The organism is Shewanella halifaxensis HAW-EB4 (assembly GCF_000019185.1).
GTDB lineage: Bacteria > Pseudomonadota > Gammaproteobacteria > Enterobacterales > Shewanellaceae > Shewanella > Shewanella halifaxensis.
Genome location: NC_010334.1, coordinates 2,624,744 through 2,643,384 on the forward strand (window position 1 = coordinate 2,624,744; position 18,641 = coordinate 2,643,384).

Sequence of the window (18,641 nt, forward strand, 5' to 3'; positions counted from 1 at the left end):
CCATCGCATTGAACAAGCATGATTTAAGTAAACTAATTGACCAGGCAACTCTAATCAAGCTCCTAATTTGAAGTGGTCTTGGTAAGGCGCTCGAAGAGCTGGCTAATGCAGGGCTTACGATGAAGTATGACACCAATCATAAAGTGCTCGGCGAGGGCAATTTTGTTGTCTCTATTAGTGAAGGAGTTTTTGCCAATGAACATGTGGCTTTCTATGACTTATTCCGTCTCGATAACGGTAAAATCGTTGAGCACTGGGACACTATCGAAACGATTCCAGCTCAATCTGAGTGGAAACATACTAACGGTAAATTTGGCTTCTAACGTGCAAGGAAGGATTATTTAGCGGCTATTTAATATAGCAGCTACTAATACCGCTATTTAGCACAACCAGCCAATACTCATCACGGGTACAACGCGCTAGTAAACATGCTAGCACCAAGCAAGCCGTTAGCTATCACATGGATAGTTAGCGGCTCTCAAGGAATTTATTGAGGCTCTCGTGGTGAACTAAGACTTAAAATATAAGTTTAAAAACCACACGGATTTGTTGTTTACGATTAGCGAGACAAGTTAAGGTTAAACAAAGTAGGGGGCTTGTAACCGAATAAAGTCCCTGCTGCACTTAACTTCAAAAAGGCAGCTGGTTTTTAGAGCCGTGCAAATCAAGAAAACAACTGCAGAGGGTCTTAATCGTGCTTTGCTTTCCATCCTCCAAATGAAAATAGATGGGGCTTTTATGCGGCCTTTATCGATCCATCAGGCATAATAAATGACTTAATGGAGTTTTTTGTTAATCGAAACTAATCCAAACTGAAACTAATCATTAATAAATACTCAGTAGGACATTAATCACACAGGAAAGTGTTATGCATAAAAGTAGATTAGCTGCATTGGTAATAGACAGCAAAGTTGATGATATCGAACAAGCGAACGTGTTTTGGGAGAAAGCGTTAGGACTTGAATGCGTGCGTTCCCGTGAAGACTGGTCTTCAAGATATTCACACCTTAACGCACCCGATGAACAGCCACATATATTGATTCAAAAAACAACGCATGAAAGTCGAGTACATCTTGATATTGAGACTGATGATATCGCCGCTGAAGTTACCCGTTTAAAAGCGATTGGTGCGCAAGTAGTTGAAGCGTTTGAGCGCTGGGTTGTTATGCAAGCACCAACGGGTCATCGATTTTGCGTAGTGAATCCACAGAGAAAAGATTTCAATGATTCCAATAATGTTAATACCTGGGAATAGTGTGATAAACAGGAAAGGATCCCATAGAGGTATGGGCAGAAGTATCAGAAGAAAGAGAATCTCAAATTGGGTGACAATTCCGAAAAAAATCAGAAAAGGCATCTATCCATAAACCCTATTTAACTTATATGATTTTGATAGCTAGTTCACACTGATGCTAACCATGCAAAGCATTGTATATATAGCATTTATATTCATATTTTAATTATGGTATCAACATACTAGTTCATGAACTAGCATGTTGTGAGCATTTAAGTTACGAATCTGACGCTATTACTTCATGAACTAAATAGTCGAAGGGCGAACACAATTCTTCATTACTGAGAAATTAAACATAAAACTCTGTACTAACTCTCTTAGAACATTAGTTACACTTTTCATCACGTCGTGATGAATTGTGATGAACCTTCACACTCATATGTGCATGTATCTGTTTTTAAAAGCTTAATTCGAGCAGCCTCAAAATCTTACATTAGTTAAACTAATTAACTTCATTTTCCTTGCTATGAAATTTATTATTACTATATTGGCGATGAGTTAATACCATTTCTTGTGTTTTATATTGTTTCGATGACAAATTGACCACTACAATGTAAATAAGTCTTTGTAGATGTAAGGGGAAAAATGAACTTACTTAAATTAAAAGATGTTCTTACATTGTCAATCAGTGATATAGAAGAGCAGATAGCGATATTGGAGTTCGAGCTAAAAAAGGGAACTACTCAAGACCACCTAGGACGCACGAGTTTAATCGATGATAGTAAATATAAGGCAGTATTAGTGGTACTAAAGCAAGCTAAGAAATTGCATCTTGAGGGGAAACCAAAGCATCATCATTAATGTTTTAAAATTCTGTAAATCTCGAAGTATCTTGATTCTACTTAAAAATATAAGTTTCAAAAAAGCCACTTGCAGCAATGCTAGTGGCTCGTTGGGACTTAAGCATCGTAATGTTGTAGCACTTAGTGAGAGGTATACCAGAATCTGTAATACCCCCGTATATCACGATATCCAATAGTGTTTCCGAGCTTACGCACACTTATTTAAATCCTAACCGAAAAATAAAAAGCTTAAGTTCTAACTCGCATTTGCCATTCGATGTGTCAACAAATCTTCGCCTCACTTTCCAACCATTTTATCAGTTACATGCGATAAGCAGTCACAACAATGCCGATCCTGTTAACCGATTTTTACTGAACGATAGGTGGCAGTCATGATCACTTTAGATAAGACACTAATACCAATACTCACTTTGCATTTTTTTGCTCGTTTATCCAGCATGATTTTGGTAGAGTGCTTAAAAATCAATTGCTTCGCTAAGTCACAGCAAAAAATTGGTTTATTAAATGCGCATGCGCACTATACAAATAATCGTATTCTTCAGAATTAAGGATAATTAACGAATGCAACACGCTAAATGTACAAGTGATGGAAAAGTATGGGAAGCATTACCTTTTTCTCAGCTAGAACCAAGTCGCTTAGATTCAAAGCGATTAAGTTTACTATGTGCTGAGTGTGGTGAATTCGCTTGGTTTAGGAAAGAAAGCCGTCACGGACATCCTGCGCATTTCTGTGCTAGACATGATTCAGAATGCAATTTAAAAGTCGAATATGTAACTTCAGATGATCAACGAGATGATGCTACTTCAGAAGAGGAGCAAGTATCTGCAGGGGATACAATAATTGTTCGATTAGATCAAGAGCAAGGCGGAGAGGTTGAAGTTAAAGATGTTTTAGCTCCTCCTAAAGAAGGTCAAGGAGAAGGCGGACGTACATTTATAATTAAAGGTAAGAATAGAGAATCTAGTCAACAATTTACCTTAAGGCGCATTCTTCATAGGCTCGTTCAAAGTCCTGCATTCCGTAGTTCAAATAGCAATATAGTCTTTTACAAAAATTCTGAAGATGTAATGTTGAGTGGGCAAGTCTCTGATATCGTATGTGGTTTTGAAGATATTGTTAAAAATAAACACGATGATAAAACTATGTTTTATTGGGGCCCGATTGCTTCTGCTAAAAAATCACCCGATGGTAAAGTATGGCTTAACTCTGGAGGGCAATATCGGTCTGTAAGTGTTGCTATTTTTGAAGATATAGCAAAGGAATTTCTATCTTTATTTGATGTCGATGAGCTAGAGGATTTGGCCGGGGCTTACGTACTAGTTGCTGGTCGTTGCCACTTTACGGGTAATGGCGAAGGGAAACCTGTGATTTGGTGCGGAACCTCGAAATATATCTTTGTTCGTAAGTATAAAGCGAAAAACCTTCAAGTTTAAATTTGTATAACAAATATGTATAGGCCGCGCGCAGCCGCGTCCAACAAGTTGCTCAAACGGACAAAAACAGTTGGCTTTTGCTAGTACTAGTACCTCACTAATCTTAGCCAACTATTTTATTGCCGCTTAGCAAAGCGTTACCGTAAATCCACTTGCTATTCATTCCCTAATAAGACTCATAACTTTAAGAGCTTTGACTCTGACCAATTTCTGTCCACATTTGAGTCAGCGTGCAAACAATGACTCACTATGCCCCTAAATTAGTTCAATCAGCATCTGAGCGAATGGAGGTCAAGGGCCAAACCTGACTCTTGTTATTTTTTGCTTTCAGAGTGCTTCCGATGATGTTTCCCAATGGCTGTGGCTCCTAGATGGGATATTGATAAGCGCATTTAATGATATAAATCATGATTTAAATCAACAATATATTGGCTTATAAAAAATATCTAATGCTACTATACACATAATAAATACCTTTGAACGGTTGTAGTTTCAATTTTGAAGCAACCTTTCATATAGATTGGTAAGGTGATGCATTTGGACAAAATTGATAAAGAATGGGGATGTATCCATTCTCGTTACCACGACAGCAGCAACGTCAAAGCATGTATTGTGGCTGTTTCCGATTTAGACAAGATCTCTGAAAAACTAACTTCGTCAGTGCTTGATTCTTCATGGATGCTTGGTCTAGATAAAGGTACCAGAAGGACTTATGAGTATACAGCTAGAGATACCGCTAATGCTTTAGTGGAGATATTTAAGAAGTTTTCTGATGACCATCAATTAGGTGCTGAGTTTGGTGAAGTTATGGTTTCTATCAGTTCAGCTCGTTCATTATCAGTTATCTTTGATCATATAGCACTTCCTATCGCCGAGATATGGAAACCTCAGCTCAAACAAAATGAAGGTTTTGATTTCCACACCGAGTGTACAGAACAGCTAATAAACTTTGGTGAGGCAAAATTTTCTGGGAGTGTAAACCCTCATGGTAAAGCAATACCCCAAGCAGAAGGCTTCATTAATGAAGAAAAGCATTTTAGGGATCGGGTACACTTAGTCAATTTAGCGTCCCAAAAATCTATAGAGAATTTGGATGATGACAAGTTTGGTGCCATAGCTGCATTTTCTATAAATTCAAAAGATCACGATTCAATAATGGATAATGCAATAGAAAGCATTCAGGAGTCTGGACTGTTTGAAAAAGTTCAATGTGCTTACGTTATCGGAGTTGTTGTATGTTAGATATTAAAAGCATTAAGGCAGATGCTCGCCCGCAAGCTAGTGTTGGCGAATTAATAGAAATACTTCATAAAGATGGCCCAGTGGATCGTGAAGTCATACAGGCGTTAACCTATTACAAACTGTTTCATTCTGAAGTTTTTAAACGCTTTGAATCTAAGGTGTTGTCAGTTCTTGGATTGTTTTATAAAGATGAGAATCCAACGGACTTATATTCTTTTTTATTGGCAGGAATTGGAAGAGAAAACAAAAAAAGATTTGGTGAATGGCTTACACCAGTCCAAGCGAGTGTGCGATTAGCGGTAGAAGAAAATCGATACACCTCAATATCAGCGCCAACCAGTGCAGGTAAATCTTTTTCTCTAAGGGATTATATTTTTGAGCAAGAAGAAGATAGCGTAATAGTTGTTCCATCTCGAGCACTTATTGCTGAGTATATGGCGACCTTGAGGGAGCGTTTCAAGGACAATAAGCAGGTTATGATCTCTTCCTTTGTTGATTGTGTGTTTACAAGCAGAAAGTTGAGACGAATTTTCGTTCTTACCCCTGAGCGCGCTAGAGAAATTTTTTCACATAAAGACAAATTGAATATATCGTTATTCTTTTTTGATGAGGCTCAAGTATCAGAAGAAGCAGAAAGAGGGGTTATTTTTGATGTTTTAGTGAGGCGAGTTAAGAGGGCCTACCCAGAAGCAAAACTAGTCTTTGCACATCCTTTTGTAGATAACCCTGACGCCCAAATGAAGAAGCACGCGTTAGACGAGAGTCAGGCATATTCTCGGTCATACCCTCATAATACTGTTGGTAAAGCATTTGTATTTGGTCACAGTAACAAGAAAGACTACTATTTCTCACCGTATAAAGAGCAAGGTCATCATGTAAAGAATAGTATCCAACTGAATGGAAAATTCGAGAAAATTGCTTTCAATGGTATTTATACAGTTCTGGTTTTTGTGTCTAAAGCATCATTATATCGAGGGGACTTTATCGATGATTTTCAGAAGTATGTCGACCGATTTGGCTTAATTGAAGATGAATCTGCAATATCTATAATTCAAGAGGTTGAATTGTTGATTGGAGCAAATGAGCAAGACCATCGTTCTAATCTTGTTAGTTTGCTAAGAAAAGGGGTAGTCATTCATCATGGTTCTGTACCTCTTGAAGTGAGGTTCCTGATTGAAGAATTTATAAGGCAGGGGCATGCAAAGATTTGCTTTGCTACTAGTACATTAGCCCAAGGTATCAACATGCCTTTCGATGTTGTTTGGTTAGACAATATGAGAATGCAGGGTGGTGATGAAGAAGACAAAGCACTAGCATTCAAAAATTTGATAGGACGTAGTGGACGGCTTTCTAAGGGGGCTGTGTTTGATTTTGGGTATGTATATACAAAGAGCCCTATATTACTTTCATCGCGTTTAAATACACCATTTACTTTATCTGAAGAGTCACTTCTCGAACAAGATATAGAAGGCTTGGATGATGAAAGAGAGCTTATTTCTTCAATAATCGAAGGTACATTTGATGAGGAGATGAATCTTCCTTTAACTAAAGTGGATAGGCTCTCAACGAAAGAAGCCCTAGAGCTAATGGAGTCCGTTTTATATTTTATGTATGAAGATGGATTTGGATCAAAGCTGTTTGGCGGGGATAATAGAGAAAATAGGCTAATTACAAAACACTGTTTAAAGGCTATTTATGAAATCTCGCTAGGTAGATCTTTGTTTTCTGGAGAGAAGAACGTCTTTGATACTGCAATCGAAATATTCTTTCATTTGATTCAGGGACGAAGCTTTAAGGAAATTGTAGGAATAAGGTATAGCTATATTTCAAATAGAGGCAAAAACCAAAACTTGGATGCCAACTTCACTCAGCCTGCGAATAAACTACCAGATAGTGGGTTATTTAATGAATATCCACTGTTTAAAAATACAAAATCTAAGGACGTGAGTTACGATGCCGTCGTATTTGATACCTACGATTATTTGGACACGGTAATCTCATTTTCTTTATCAGACGTGCTTATCGGAGCTTTTAGTATTTATCATAATCATACTAAAGATACCAAGGCTTTAAAGATGGTAGAGCTATTAAAGTATGGCACTAACGATACTGTTCATACATTGTTGCTACGGTATGGATTTCCTCCAGAAGAGGTTAAAGAAATATCAATGTACGTAGAATCTATCTCTGAAGAAAATATCTTGTTTAAGCCAGATGTTATTGGCTCCCCAGATAATGTGAGGGAGCTCGTAGACTGGTATCTACCATAAGGCTGTAGGTGGAATCAACAGACAACGTGGAGCTGCTGACCATTTCTACATACATTTACTAATCTTATACAGGAGAGCTAGTCCGTAACGTCTAGCTCACTTTTCTACAAGGACGTGTTGACGTCGATCTCGACAAACACGTCTTTGCCCCATTATTTGTTAGCGAGAGAAACTGATGCACTGGATAACACTCAATAGTGCCATATATTTTCTAATGTCTTGGGCAGTCAGAGCTGACTTTAAAGTACTAGAACAATGTACAGTTATAATTTCACGCTGGTAATCCGTGAGGAAAGTGAACAAAAAACGGGTGTTTTATGCTCTATGAACTTCTACTTTTGGATAACTTGTTGAATTTATGATGATTGGTAAAACGTTGTAGAGACCTCTACATCAACTTGTTAAGTTTTGCGGGCAACTTATTCAACTTTTTTGAAGTGATGTTAACTTTGTCGCTTTATTTCAATGGATTAGCGTGGCATAGTCGCTGCAAGTTTAATTTTAGCCAGCAGTTTATTGAGCTGCTATTCAATAAGCTGTTAGGCTTTAAGGGATAGATAGAATGGCGTTAATAAAAGTAAAGGAAACTCGTTCGTCTGCAGATATCACTGTGTGTGAAGTAACCACAAAAAATGCCGCTGATCTTCTAGTTCGAATTGTCGATACTAAAAACACTGCGGCAGGTAAAGACGAACTATGGAGGTATGTGGACAGTTCAAATTTGGCTACTACCAAAATTCGGTGGGTTCAAACTAAATCCTCAGCTGACCTCTTAGTACATTTTGTACAAACTAAGAATTCAGCTGGTTGGATGCGAGAGCACCCATTAAAAGGAAAGCTAGCCTAATAAGGTGTTGCTGTTCGCTCTAGCGCTACGCGCTTCCGCCGAAAAACCAAAAGCTCCGGCCTGCGACCTCCACTTTCGTTTTCCGCAAAACACGGCGTTATATTTTTCAGGAGAAATTTTGAACATCGACCATGAGCAAGTTGCAAAGCGAGTTATTGAGTTGTCAGGGGGCAAAGATAAACTCAATAGAGAAATGGATGGTAAGCTCGAAAAAATCACTGAAAAGTGGAATCAAGATGTCGATGCCATTGGCCGTATTCTTAGAGCACACTTATTTGTTGAGCATTTCGTGACCGAATGTTTGCTCTCTTTTAACCCAAAACTTGGTGACATTAAAGAAGCTCGCCTCACCTTTGCTCAAAAAATAACTTTGATCGAGAGCTACTCAGAAGAAACTAAGGAGTTGTCAAAAGGTATAAGACGACTCAATAAGATCAGAAATCAACTGGCACACAACTTAGCTGGTACTGTTACAGACCAAGACAAAGAGTCTCTTCTATCCGTTACCTCTTTTAAAGCATTGCGTAACGAATTAGCGAAACCGGGAGTACCAAGTGATGATAACTTGGTTGTACTGGAAGATTTTGCAAAACACGTAGGTGGGCGGCTTGCATCACTAGCAGACCCTGATTCATTGGCTAAGCGTTTTGAACAGGTATTTAATGAACTGGATAACAAAACATAACAAGTTGCTGCACCGGACTCCGCAGGTGAGTACGACGTTAGTCTAATATGGAGAGTTCGGTGGATTTTTATAGAGACTTATTTACTAGTGTTGGTTGGTTTATACCTTCTCATTCTACAATGGGCTATATAAGTTCGATCGCAAAAGAAATAAAAGATTCTAAACAACCAAATATTGAGCCGTTTCTCAAGGGACTTTACTCCAGTATTAATCAAGCAGCTATGGTTACTGAAAGATACCCTGTAGTACCTCATATCTGTGACTACAAAGATATTATTTCAGAATCAATTGAAGCGCATTTTCTTGGATTAAACTACGCCGCCGTGACAACCTTAATGCCAGTGGTTGAGGGAGTCAGCAACCAGTTAGTTGAAGAATGGGATATAGAGCGGAAGTTCAGCAATGGCAAAAACAAGGGCACAAGAACACTGTTTTCTGATTTAGCTAAGAAATGCAGAGAGTACGTTATAGATAATGAGCTTGGGGCAGTAGGAGAAATTGTTCCAGCTTTAGAAGCATTTGAGCATTACCTAAAAAATAATTTTTACATTAGCTCAACCAAGTACACTTTCGAAGATAAAACGAATAGGCACGGAATTTTGCATGGTTCATTCAAGGACGTTGATTATGGTGTACCAATGAACTTTTACAAAACTATTGGTGCTGTAGAGTTTTTGTGTTTCATCATTTCTCTTAAAGAGCCTATCAGTTTCGGTGCTCCAACCCCTACAGAGAAATCTTATCAGTTAGCTACGTACTATGATTCCTGCACTGCAAACCGCCTCTTAAGACACAAAATATTAGGCTAACAAGCGCTTTAAACGGAACTAAAACAGTTGGCTAAGTTCCGCTTCGCATCACATTATAGCTAACAATTTTTGCCCGCTTAAGCGGGCGTTAACTTTCAGTGAAACTTTATCGCAAGGAACAAAGATGGCGATTTTCGATTTATTTTCATCAAGGCAAAAAAAAGCCCGAGGTGACGTGCCTGATGTCTATCTGTATGACTCTATTCCAGATAAATTGAGAGTTCAAATTGTGCATATTATCAAAGCAACAATTGGAACTAGGGTAAATAATAGTCACTATGGAGGAGAAACATATTCTGAAGTCGTATATCGTGAAATTCACGAGATTTTATGCAAAGAATACGGTGTTTTTTCATTATCCCAAAAGCATAGAATAAGTCACTTTGAAGCAGTCTATGATTATTTTTTATACTCTGAGGATTTCGAAGAATGCTTAGATATTATTGAGCTGTCATTTAAATTCATTGAGTTCCACGTCAAAGGAAAGCAATATCAATTTACACATGAAGAAGGAACCAAACAAGAAGCAAATGACGCAATTGACGAGTTAAATCAGAGGTTCAAAGAGTCAGGCGTTGGCTATGAGTTCCTTTCTGGCGAGATTATTAGAATTGATTCTCAATTCATTCATAGTGAGGTAGTAAAACCTACTCTGTCAATTTTACAAGGTGAAAATATTTTTAATGGAGCAAGAGATGAGTTCTTATCCGCTCACTCCCATTACCGAAGTCAACGTTATAAAGAGGCTCTTGTAGATTGCTTGAAATCGTTTGAAAGTACCATGAAAGCAATATGTGAGAAGCATGGCTGGCAGTTTGGTAAAAATGACACCGCAAAAAAATTAATAAATGTTTGCCTCACTAATAATCTTATTCCTGTTTACATGCAAGAGCAGTTTAGCCAGTTTCGAGCTTTGCTTGAAAGTGGGGTTCCAACAGTAAGAAATAAAGAAGGTGGTCATGGGCAAGGTTCTGAAATAAAGAACGTATCGGAAACCATGGTTAGCTATACATTGCACCTAACTGCAACCAATATTGTTTTTTTGGGCGAATGCGAAAAGAAAGTTAACAAGGCAAAACAAGCAGACGCATAACAGCAGTCACTGTTTTCGTCAAAACAAAAAGCCGCCAAAAACAACGCCAACCTATACGCTGTTTTTGGCGGCGTTATACGTTTCGGTCAGTTTGGAGTACTAATGATAGAAAAAGCATCAGAGATATTAGAACAATTTATAGCAACAGAGTCCTTACGAGTTGAAGGTATTAAGATGCCACACATGCCTACATTAGGTAGTGCATATGAAGAAATTACAAGGCAGGGGATAGATAGTAACTTTGTTATTCCTAAGGGACTTAACCTTAAGGTCGTATCGGGTTTTATTTCTGTTGCTGGTGAAATGTTAACTGAGCAAATTGACTGTATGTTAGTACATGGCGACGGTGAAAAATACGGTTTAACCGAGCAATATATTTATGATATCGAATTAGTATTGTGTGTTTTTGAAGTAAAGAAAACGCTAAACAAAGCTGACTTTAAAGATGCTTTTGAGCATCTAAATAAAATACGACAAAAATTTGCCCAGCTTTTTGAGAAAAAGCTAATAGAAGATGGTTATGAGCCTAATTTAGCAGCACCTTCAAAGCTGTTCTCTCAAATTACGGGTAAACCTGCACCGGAGAAGTATCATAATATCCATGACTTAGAGCCCGAAGATGGCATCCTTTTCTATGCTCTTGTTCAGGAGTGCTATGCGCCTGCAAGTATTATTCATGGATATGGTGGATATAAAACTGAATCAGGGTTGAGAAAAGCTTTTGTTAATATCCTTTCAGAAGAAAAAGACAGCAATGGTATAGGCTTTGGCATACCGTCATTTCCGACACTTGTAACAGCGAACAATTATTGCCTTGTGAAAAATAATGGTTTTCCGTATATGGCACTACAAGGTGCGAGTAATTGGGTTGCGGTATCTTCTACTCGTCACAACCCAGCATGTATGATGCTAGAGATTATTTGGTCAAAAATCTCATTGTATTTTGATGTTTCAATGCCATGGAAAGATACGTTAGAAACAGAGAACCTTTCTCCTCTATTAACTGCGAGTGGTCGCAGAGAAGGCGAGCAAGTAGGTTGGTGGTATAGAACTAATGAACCATCAGAAAAATTGTTACAACGCGAAGCTAAAACTGTCTGGGAGCCTTCCTTCCTGAGTGAGGCTGCAATTACGTTGACGAATCTAATGTTAATCCGTGGAGGTCAATTTGATGTTGCTGAAAGTTCGGGTTGGTTAGAGGGAAAGTTTGGTGCAACTTTTGACGAAGTAACTGAAGAACTTTTATCTTCAGGTTATTTTATGGATGATAACGGCTTAATCAGACCTATTGAAACAGTAAGTTATATAGCCTCATTCGATGATCATAGTGGTGTCATTGCAACAGACCGTCAAATGCTAGAACTATGGCTGGAAGAGAGAGGCCAAGACTTTGTAATCTCAGTATTTGCGTTTGTATAAACGTTCAACAAAGCGTTTAAGACAGATTCCCAACGCATAGCGTTTTTCATTCCATCGTTGGGTTTTGTGTTTACGGTGTAATGGTTAAGGTAAGGTGGTAGCGTTGCTCACTACTGAACGCGGCGTTACTGTGTATCAGCTCGCCATACTTTTCCTAATAAGAGTCATCTCTTTAAGAGCTTTGACTCTAACCAATTTCTGTCCAGATATGTCTTAGCGTGATTGCTCTAAGACACTTTTGCCCATAACAAGTTTGAGATGTCAGACAACATATTTAGTTTTAGTAATGCTAAAGTGGGCGAAAATCAGTGGCGCTTGATGCAGAGCTTATAGCTGCCAGATTGCCTTAAATGTTAAGGCCTAGTTACGTTAAAGAGAGTTGATAGCCATCGAGTAATAACTTAGTTACAACCATCTGAGACATAAGAAGTTATTTGTGAATTGTCAGGAATTGCGACCCCATAGATTGATTCTGTATGATAATATTGCGCATGGTGTTGTTCTAGTTTGTTCCTGGCGAAATTGATTAGATCAAAAAGCACTATGCGTGTTTACATATTGATTATAAGAGAAATTATCTGGGGATTCCCTAGAGTTAAGTGTTAATTATAAAATAGGTCTTTTTCGTAGCTTTTGCTAGCAAACTATAGCTCTTGCCTCAAAACAAGAATAACAGGGACGTTTAAATGAATGTAAGTGGTTTCATCGTTAATGAAGATTTGTGGCAAAGCCTAAGACACTGCCAGCAAGAAAGTATTCAAACGGCGTTAAGTTACTTAAAAAAGCCGTTAAATGAAAACGCGAACTCTTGCCTTATTAGCTTGCCAACGGGTGCAGGTAAATCGGGTGTAATTAGTATTGTTTCTCACAAAGCAACCCAAAAGCGGGTGCTCGTTTTATGTCATCGACGTGCTGTGTGTGATCAACTCTTTAAAGAAATAGATGGGAAGTTCTTTAGTGATCGTGTTGAAGGTGAGGTTATCAAGCGCAAGGCTGTTTATAGTGATGTAAATGATACCTCTAAAACCGGCATTTATGTTTCTACCTTCCAGAAACTACAAACTTTCGATATTGCTCAACTTGAGCGGTTAAAGCAAGATATTGATCTTATTATTATTGATGAGGGGCACGCTGAACCTTCTCCCGTATGGAGCACGTTGGTACGCGGTATTGATGCTCATAAAGTCGTTATAACTGCGACCCCATACAGGAATGACTTGTATCAATTCGACGTTACCGAAGACGCTAGTTATATTTTTACCTTTGAAAGAGCACTTGCAGATGGTGTTTTAAAAGAACCAACTTTTGAGTCAATTACTTTAGCTGAATTAAGCGGGAAAATCACAGATTTCTTAGAGGCTAATGATGGCACAAAGTGCATTATCAAATGTGAAAAGTTCGAAGATATTAAAAGCTATTACAATTTGCTAAACGATGACTTTTCGGTATTAGCAATACATGAACGATTTACTAAAGATGAACGAGACAATGTAAAAGTTTCCGTGCCAGCAAACCTTAAAGGTTCTGATTACCAAGTCATTATTCACCAGCGGAAACTAGATGAAGGGGTCGATATTCCAGAAGCGAAGTTATTGGTTTTAGCCTATGCAGTTAATAGTGGTCGGGAACTAGTTCAAACCATCGGGAGAGTAGTTCGTCTGTACGGTGATATTGAGCCTAAGATTTTGGAGATTGAAAACGATGCAAATAGCCAAATGTGGCAAAACTACAGAAATTTTGATCGTTCACTAGATAGTGCTGATTCAGTTAAAAGATTCATAGCATCATTGGACAGTAATAAGTTGATTGAGCGTTACATAGAAGCATTTCCTGATGTTAGTTATTACGGCAACCGCTTTGTTAGTAAGTTTAACCTTAATACGTTTGAACCTGAGCGCTCTCTTAATATCCCTACGGCATCAATTTGTTTTTTAAATCAGTCGCAGGGGTTCAGCATTCAGCTTTTATCAGACCATCTATACTGGCGCTGCAATAATGCTGGTGAACTCGCGAGAGTCTTTTCTACAAAATCTGGTATTCATGGTGTTATCTCAATAGCGTTCAATAAGTCTCGATTTTTAACGGACCAGTTTTTCTTTGAGCCTTCATTAGAAATAACATTGTATAAACAACTCTCGAATAACGTTGTTGCAATTTATGATAGCCGAGGCCGCAGGTTTAATGGTGAGAAAGATTTGAAACTCGGCTCTGCTGTGTCTCTCGATAAATTGCTTAAGGTAATGTCATTAGGTGAATCAGCCTCAACGAGAGAAGCGAGTAGTAAATCGATTAGTTCTGCTAGAAAACGTCCTGAAAGCATTGCAGTAAAAGGACGAAACTTAGAGCAAATGGCTGACATGCAAGCTAATGCTTCATACCGGTTAGCCACAATGCGTTGTGATACCTATGACCAATTCAAGAAAAAGAGAGGTAGTTATTATGTAGGTGCAGATTCTGGGCGAATCTCTGATCAAAAAGAGTCATCGTTTACTTTGGGTGATCTGAATGATTGGCTTACAGATATTGATAATGTCATATCAGCAAATATTAATATAAAGAATGCCTTAGTACATTCATATGCAAAGCCAATATCTGTTGATGAAAATTTTGAAGCTCACAGTTTGATTTTTGATTTAACAGAGTTTGAGTCTCCGATAAGTATTTTCATAGCAGGGGAACAATATACACTCGACAATTCGTTTTTGTATTTAATTTATGACAACGGTACGTTGCTTGTTGATGGTGTTGAGGAAAGTAAAATCTTAGTAAACTTTAAGCAAGAAGAACCCTATCTAGAAATTGCACCAGAAACGGAAATAACATACTTACTTGAAGATGGGGAACAGCAAGACATAACTGATTTTCTCAACGAGCACTTACATAAAGCTCTTTTAGCAAATGGGATAAATTATTCAAATTGTAAGTTCTATCAATTAACGCTTCCAGTGGCTGATAGTTTTGAATTAGGTGCTTCCAACCTTGCCAATGTTGTTATCGGGCTAGAGTCTCTTGTTGGCGCAAACTTAGATGAGAAAGGATATCAAAATGGTGCTCATCAGGTTGTTGAAGGAGGCTTTAGCAGTGATTCGATTTTCTATTTAGTGGATCAATTAAAAGCTAATGGCTTAGCCAACCCAACAAAAAGCGAACTAGGTCCATTCGCTCCCTACATACCTGATGCTGACTTGCTGATTAACACGGATATGGGAACCGAACCTGCTGACTTTATTGTATCGTCAAAAAACAAGTTAGCATTCGTTCATGTTAAATGTGGTAGTGCAATAAACCCACGTTCATCAGCAGGAGCACTTGCTGAAGTAGGGTCTCAAGCCATAAAAAATATTGAAATGCTAATTAGTGGAGATACTGAACTGAAGCCTTCAAATTGGAATAGGCTTCATACGGCTTGGCCTGCTCCAGAATCTGCTCAAAATATTGCTGAAAGAATTAGAGTGTTCAAAGGTGCTACTTTTACGGCTCAAAACGAGCAGGAAAGATTAGAAAAACTAAATGAGCTGTGGGATACCGTTGCAATGAGAAGACGCTCAACAGCAGTTCAAAAGGAAATTTGGATTATTGCTGCCAATAGCTTTTCGGCTGCCCATTTTGAGCAACAATTAAAGTTAGGTTCAGAGGCAAATGGCGAAACCTTACAAGCTTTTCAATTATTAAATAGTTGGCTAGCGACTGTGCATGATAATGATATTGAGTTGAAAGTTTTTGTTTCACCATAGTTAAGGCAAGAGCTAAGGAATAGATGATGAGAGGTGGTCAAATTGCCTAGAGATTTTACAAAATATAATTTTAACGGGCAGGCTCTTGGTAACGGGCGTTTGGTTTTAGTTGTAGTAAAAGAGTGAAATTGCACCCAAAGATAATCCACTTCACTCCCTGATTTGCACCGAGGACTGCTCCGCATTTGACGTTTTGATATACGAGGAGTTATCTGAAACCTAGAAACAAGTCGGTGGTCGTAACTCACAATTGTCCAAAAACAATTTAAGTCGTAGTCATCTATTATATGGCTACGTCTTAAAATCTAGTTGTAACCCATAGCTTCACATCGAGAGTAAACAATATTGTTTCTGTTCATTTGAATCTTCTCAATACGCTCGGCTCGTTTACACTCCCATTTGCTCACCGGGAATTGCTTATCCCAAGCTGTCATTAGCTGTCTTTGCTGTTTACTCATTTTGTATCGTGGATAGGCTTGCTCCATATACAAATAGGTTCTTGCAATTCTGCCTCTTGAGCCAATTGTCGGCTCTACTTTTCTATCATGAACCTTTACTTCGCAACTACCAAAGCTCGAACGAGAAGAGGGAAGCATTGCAAAGTTGTAATTAGCTCTTGTAGCGTTCACTGCGCCTACTGCTGGATACAAGTTATATAAATCAGATTGCATTAAACGGTAATCGTGATTTACTTTCTCGGCACACTTACGGCCTTTGAAACTTTTTCCTTTGTTATTTACGCAACTTGGGTGGCCATCACGCCACTCTGAAAAGGTTCGACCAAAGTTTTCAGCGGGAACAACATGCTCCCATTCAACTCTTTTGGCGCGTTTAACATGCTTATCAGTTGTAAATCCACGAGAAAGTTTGATGTTTTTCTTGCTATCAAACTCTGCATTACAATAAAGCGTTACACGATGGTCGTAATAAACTTTACGTTCGAGTGTTTTCTTTGCTTTATTAAACGACTTTATGGTTGTATTGCCTTCGCCGGACTGGGCAAACGTAGTTAAGGGCAGCAGTGCTGCAATGGCTATAGAGAGTGTGCGGATATTCATAAGGTTCTGATTAAAATAGTTTGGCTGATTTTGCCTTAACTATCATAGGCTTTATAGTAAAAATAAGCATGATTTAATTAAACTTAATGAATCAGAACCTACATTGATTAGCATTTAATCAAAGGAATGTCTTTCCAGCGTGTAGTGTATTGCGGAGTCAGCATGTCTCTGCGCATTCCCCATTTCTGCGATATACCTTGGGCAGCGAGAAACAACGTGTCAGTACCGTACTTGGCGTTGATTTTATCCAAGACCAGCATTTTACTTGGATTTCTACCGCCTTCAAATAAATCTCCTTGCAGATTGGCTTCACTACACAAGTTAATGAGTCCAACGCCGATTTTGTAATAACGAATAGCGGGATTAAATCTAACCATTGCAGCCTGAGTTGCAGCTTCAATGAGTTCGCAAGTGTCATTTGTTGGGTATGCAAAATGGTGCAGATACTTAAACCCGCTTGGATGCTCATCAAAAGGTGAGTTTGACGCAAACACCAGCATGCTTTTACACAGTGAACCTTGAATTCTTGCTTTAGCGGCTGCAGTTGAAGCGTGTTTACTTAATGCTTGGCATAATGAAGGTAAATCAGTCACTCTGTTGCCAACACTGCGAGTTGAAAATATCTGTTTCTTGTCAGCTCTTGCTTCATCCCAAGTCTTGCACACTTCACCGTTTAGTTCTCTTACAGTTCGTTCAAGTTCAATACTGAATTGCTTTCTGGCGATGCCGGCTTTCATTTGCGACAACGCATAGGCATTGTGAATATTCATTGCTGCGAGCCTTTTGGCTATGCGGCCACCGACGCCCCAGACATCATCGGTTTTCATCGTTTTTAAAATTGCTGAACGTTGCTCATTGTTAGTAATGGCACAAACGCCATTATAACCAGGGAGTTTTTTTGCAGCATGATTAGCGACTTTGGCTAAGGTCAGTGTCTCACCAATTCCAACACAAACAGGCAACCTTGTTTCTTTCCAAACGGCGCGCCTAAGTTTTAATGCGTGCTCAGTTAGGCATGGTATAGCGGGGTAACAGTGCTTAAACGATAAAAAAGACTCATCAATGCTGTAGATATGCTGCTGTGGGGCAAAGCGGCCAATCACCTCCATCATAGATGCAGATAAAGAGCCGTAAAGCTCATAGTTTGAAGACAACGCGATAATACCTTTTTGCTCACACAGCCTTTTGGCTTCAAAGTAAGGACCGAACTTTTTAATTCCCGCTTCTTTCGCCAATCTGTTGGCCGCAACAATACAACCATCATTATTACTCAACACGATAATAGGGCGGTTACGCCATTCAGGCCTAAAAACCTGTTCAGCACTGCAATAGAAAGAATTGGCATCGACAAGCGCATACATGATTAATCATTCTCAAGAATAGGGCTTTTACGATTACAGCGTATTGAGCGTATAACGACGCCTTCTACACTAAATGTATCGTGTTCGAGAATAGGCGTGCTCATGTGTGCTTCGTTAGCAGACAAAAGCAATCGATTTACTTTATCGATAATCTTGCACACAAATGAGCCATTGTAGTTAGCAACGATAATGTCTTGATTGCGAACATCAACATGCCTATCAACAATCAAGATATCGCCATCAAAAATGCCAACACCTTCCATGGAGTCACCATTGGCGAGCCCAATGAACGTTGAGCTTGGGTGTTCAATCAATAATTCATCAAGACTAAGTGGAAGCTGTCTATAGTCGGTAGCAGGGGACTCAAACCCTGTGATACCAGCACTGGCGGAAATCGGGATAATATTCATTCAAAAACAACAGGCACTGTATTTTTATACAGTATAGCGTTTTTTAGTTGATAGTCACAATAAAGTTTGCAGGTAACTCAGGCTAAACATTCAGGAATCGGGCGTATAAGACGTTTTTGACAAAATCATTCAGAATAAATTTTGCCCAAGTCTGTCTACTTTCGAGTTAGGGAGCTCAACGC

General features: G+C 38.7%; 15 protein-coding genes. 12 read left to right on the forward strand and 3 right to left on the reverse strand.

Annotated features, from left to right (window positions below):
* The first annotated feature begins 119 nt into the window (after positions 1-119).
* The 12 genes from SHAL_RS11330 to SHAL_RS11390 all read left to right on the forward strand — a co-directional run bounded on the left by SHAL_RS11330 (position 120) and on the right by SHAL_RS11390 (position 15,630).
* On the forward strand, positions 120-323 hold the full coding sequence (locus SHAL_RS11330) for a nuclear transport factor 2 family protein (RefSeq protein WP_012277261.1): 204 nt from the start codon (positions 120-122) through the stop codon (positions 321-323).
* A 545-nt stretch (positions 324-868) separates the two neighbouring features.
* A complete protein-coding gene (locus tag SHAL_RS11335) occupies positions 869-1,255 on the forward strand; it encodes a VOC family protein (protein ID WP_012277262.1) in 387 nt (128 codons plus the stop codon).
* A 624-nt stretch (positions 1,256-1,879) separates the two neighbouring features.
* Positions 1,880-2,095: a hypothetical protein gene (locus tag SHAL_RS11340; protein WP_041415978.1), complete on the forward strand. Its 216-nt coding sequence runs from the start codon at positions 1,880-1,882 to the stop codon at positions 2,093-2,095.
* 563 nt (positions 2,096-2,658) lie between these two features.
* Positions 2,659-3,531: a hypothetical protein gene (locus SHAL_RS11345; RefSeq protein WP_012277263.1), complete on the forward strand. Its 873-nt coding sequence runs from the start codon at positions 2,659-2,661 to the stop codon at positions 3,529-3,531.
* Between the two features lie 531 nt (positions 3,532-4,062).
* The gene (locus tag SHAL_RS11350; protein ID WP_012277264.1) at positions 4,063-4,773 is read left to right on the forward strand and encodes a hypothetical protein; all 711 of its coding nucleotides are present in this window, start codon (positions 4,063-4,065) and stop codon (positions 4,771-4,773) included.
* The gene (locus SHAL_RS11355) at positions 4,767-7,043 is read left to right on the forward strand and encodes a DEAD/DEAH box helicase (RefSeq protein ID WP_012277265.1); all 2,277 of its coding nucleotides are present in this window, start codon (positions 4,767-4,769) and stop codon (positions 7,041-7,043) included. The genes SHAL_RS11350 and SHAL_RS11355 overlap by 7 nt, the downstream gene beginning before the upstream one ends.
* Before the next feature lie 562 nt (positions 7,044-7,605).
* A complete protein-coding gene (locus SHAL_RS11365; RefSeq protein WP_041415980.1) occupies positions 7,606-7,890 on the forward strand; it encodes a 7(1) septoil knot domain-containing protein in 285 nt (94 codons plus the stop codon).
* 4 nt (positions 7,891-7,894) lie between these two features.
* On the forward strand, positions 7,895-8,575 hold the full coding sequence (locus SHAL_RS11370; protein ID WP_049763880.1) for a hypothetical protein: 681 nt from the start codon (positions 7,895-7,897) through the stop codon (positions 8,573-8,575).
* Positions 8,576-8,634: 59 nt separating this feature from the next.
* Entirely contained in the window at positions 8,635-9,384 is a 750-nt protein-coding gene (locus tag SHAL_RS11375) for a hypothetical protein (protein WP_012277267.1), read from the forward strand.
* Between the two features lie 124 nt (positions 9,385-9,508).
* Complete coding sequence (locus SHAL_RS11380; protein ID WP_012277268.1) at positions 9,509-10,477, forward strand: abortive infection family protein; 969 nt, start codon at positions 9,509-9,511, stop codon at positions 10,475-10,477.
* A 102-nt stretch (positions 10,478-10,579) separates the two neighbouring features.
* A complete protein-coding gene (locus SHAL_RS11385) occupies positions 10,580-11,896 on the forward strand; it encodes a DUF6602 domain-containing protein (RefSeq protein WP_012277269.1) in 1,317 nt (438 codons plus the stop codon).
* Between the two features lie 686 nt (positions 11,897-12,582).
* Complete coding sequence (locus tag SHAL_RS11390) at positions 12,583-15,630, forward strand: DEAD/DEAH box helicase (protein WP_012277270.1); 3,048 nt, start codon at positions 12,583-12,585, stop codon at positions 15,628-15,630.
* A gap of 305 nt (positions 15,631-15,935) precedes the next feature.
* Here SHAL_RS11390 and SHAL_RS11395 read toward each other — a convergent pair whose 3' ends face one another.
* From SHAL_RS11395 to SHAL_RS11405, 3 genes are all read right to left on the reverse strand, one after another.
* Positions 15,936-16,688 carry an endonuclease gene (locus tag SHAL_RS11395; protein WP_012277271.1) on the reverse strand — a complete coding sequence of 251 codons (753 nt, stop codon included), beginning with the start codon at positions 16,686-16,688 and terminating at the stop codon, positions 15,936-15,938.
* 107 nt (positions 16,689-16,795) lie between these two features.
* The gene (locus tag SHAL_RS11400) at positions 16,796-18,049 is read right to left on the reverse strand and encodes a Y-family DNA polymerase (protein ID WP_012277272.1); all 1,254 of its coding nucleotides are present in this window, start codon (positions 18,047-18,049) and stop codon (positions 16,796-16,798) included.
* 2 nt (positions 18,050-18,051) lie between these two features.
* Positions 18,052-18,459: a LexA family protein gene (locus SHAL_RS11405; protein WP_012277273.1), complete on the reverse strand. Its 408-nt coding sequence runs from the start codon at positions 18,457-18,459 to the stop codon at positions 18,052-18,054.
* Positions 18,460-18,641 lie beyond the last annotated feature (182 nt).

What these genes read in the sequence shown, in the direction of transcription:
- SHAL_RS11380 (WP_012277268.1), top strand. Translation starts at nt 9,509, where the DNA reads ATGGCGATTTTCGATTTATTTTCATCAAGGCAAAAAAAAGCCCGAGGT.
- SHAL_RS11395 (WP_012277271.1), bottom strand. Translation starts at nt 16,688, where the DNA reads ATGAATATCCGCACACTCTCTATAGCCATTGCAGCACTGCTGCCCTTA.
- SHAL_RS11350 (WP_012277264.1), top strand. Translation starts at nt 4,063, where the DNA reads ATGCATTTGGACAAAATTGATAAAGAATGGGGATGTATCCATTCTCGT.
- SHAL_RS11385 (WP_012277269.1), top strand. Translation starts at nt 10,580, where the DNA reads ATGATAGAAAAAGCATCAGAGATATTAGAACAATTTATAGCAACAGAG.
- SHAL_RS11330 (WP_012277261.1), top strand. Translation starts at nt 120, where the DNA reads ATGAAGTATGACACCAATCATAAAGTGCTCGGCGAGGGCAATTTTGTT.
- SHAL_RS11400 (WP_012277272.1), bottom strand. Translation starts at nt 18,049, where the DNA reads ATGTATGCGCTTGTCGATGCCAATTCTTTCTATTGCAGTGCTGAACAG.
- SHAL_RS11365 (WP_041415980.1), top strand. Translation starts at nt 7,606, where the DNA reads ATGGCGTTAATAAAAGTAAAGGAAACTCGTTCGTCTGCAGATATCACT.
- SHAL_RS11355 (WP_012277265.1), top strand. Translation starts at nt 4,767, where the DNA reads ATGTTAGATATTAAAAGCATTAAGGCAGATGCTCGCCCGCAAGCTAGT.
- SHAL_RS11405 (WP_012277273.1), bottom strand. Translation starts at nt 18,459, where the DNA reads ATGAATATTATCCCGATTTCCGCCAGTGCTGGTATCACAGGGTTTGAG.
- SHAL_RS11390 (WP_012277270.1), top strand. Translation starts at nt 12,583, where the DNA reads ATGAATGTAAGTGGTTTCATCGTTAATGAAGATTTGTGGCAAAGCCTA.
- SHAL_RS11340 (WP_041415978.1), top strand. Translation starts at nt 1,880, where the DNA reads ATGAACTTACTTAAATTAAAAGATGTTCTTACATTGTCAATCAGTGAT.
- SHAL_RS11335 (WP_012277262.1), top strand. Translation starts at nt 869, where the DNA reads ATGCATAAAAGTAGATTAGCTGCATTGGTAATAGACAGCAAAGTTGAT.
- SHAL_RS11345 (WP_012277263.1), top strand. Translation starts at nt 2,659, where the DNA reads ATGCAACACGCTAAATGTACAAGTGATGGAAAAGTATGGGAAGCATTA.